This is a genomic window from Hymenobacter agri (genome assembly GCF_054778495.1).
Genome location: NZ_BAAGZM010000871.1, coordinates 1 through 1,343 on the forward strand (window position 1 = coordinate 1; position 1,343 = coordinate 1,343).

Annotated in this window: 2 protein-coding genes; both read right to left on the reverse strand. The window is 66.3% G+C overall.

What is annotated here, in order from left to right; translation table 11 throughout:
• On the reverse strand, positions 1–883 hold an 883-nt coding region (locus tag ACYVDE_RS22955), incomplete at its 3' end, for a DUF2157 domain-containing protein (RefSeq protein WP_460503854.1).
• A gap of 135 nt (positions 884–1,018) precedes the next feature.
• Positions 1,019–1,343 (reverse strand): MnmC family methyltransferase (locus ACYVDE_RS22960; RefSeq protein WP_460503855.1); only part of this gene is annotated, 325 nt, incomplete at its 5' end.

Consider the following 1,343-nt stretch of genomic DNA (forward strand, 5'->3'; position numbering starts at 1 on the left):
GTGCCCGCTTGCCGGCCACCGACACGGCCAACACCGCCGCCAGCGCCCCCAAGTAGGGCAGCAGCGGGGGCCGCAGCACGTTGGCGTAGGCATCGGCTTCGCCAAAAATGGCCAGCCCGAACATGAACAGGTAAGCCGCCACCAGTGGCGGCACCTGCAAGGCCCGGCCGCCGAGGCGGTTGGGCTGCCAGTCGCCGGCCGCGTAGATGAGCATGGCTGGCACAAAAAACCAGGTAATCTTGGCGTGGAGCGCAATGATGAGCAGGCCCGCCTGCCAGAGCAGGCCGGCGGCCAGCACGTAGCTGCCCACCACATCGGGCCGCCGCCACCAATAGTAGCCCAGCCCGCCCGCCACCAGCCAGGCCGTAACATAGCTGAAGATGCCCAACGACTCGACGCAGTACGTTTGCACCGCCGCCCCGATGAGCACCGTGAGCAGCACCAGCAGCCGCGAACCGTACACGTAGCTCATGCCCACGCCAGCCACCACCCAGGCCAGCAGCCCGCTGGCATCGTAGCCCACCAACTGGTAGAGCTGGCTGATGAGAATGATGCTGGCCCCGAACAGAATCAGCCCCAGCCCGATGAGGCCGTGGCCCAGGTCGGGGTTGCCGCGCCGCAGGAAGTAGCTGCCCGCGGCGTAGCTGCCCACCAGGCTGCCCAGCAGCAGCGCCAGCCGCAGAGCCGCAGGCAGCCCCTGCCAGTTAGCGGCTACCACGCTCAGCCCGCTCAGGCCTACCAGCACACTGCCCAGAATGGGTAGCAGCCCCAGCGCGGGGGCCTGTTGCGGGTAGCGGGCCAGCAGCTGTTGCCGCTGCGCCTCGCTAATGAGGCCATCGGCTACCCAGCCGGGGCTTTCGGTATCGAGGAATCGGCGGCTCACTGAAGATTCGAATTAGGTAGAATAGGACGTCATGCTGAGCGCAGTCGAAGCATCTCTGCCGCAATAGTAAACCATTCGATTGAATTGCGTTTCACAGTCGAGATGCTTCGACTGTGCTCAGCATGACATCCTTGTTTAGCCGACAACCTCCTTCCGGGCTCGCGTCATCTCGCGCTTACCGGGGGGGCCGGGCAGCTTCTCGGTGAGCCAGCCGGCGGCGCGCAGGTTGCGCCGGAACTGGCCCTGGGCGCAGTAGCTCACCAGCACCGCGCCGGGCGCGGCGGCGGCATAGAGCTGGGCGAAAATGGTTTCGCTCCACAGCTCGGGCTGCTTTTCGGGGGCGAAGGCGTCGAAGTAGATGAGATTATAATGCCCGGCTGGCAGCGCCGCATCCTGCAGGGGCTGGTGCAGCTTGCGCAGCCGGAAGCCGGGCTGCAGCGCCACGGGTGCATCCCAGGGC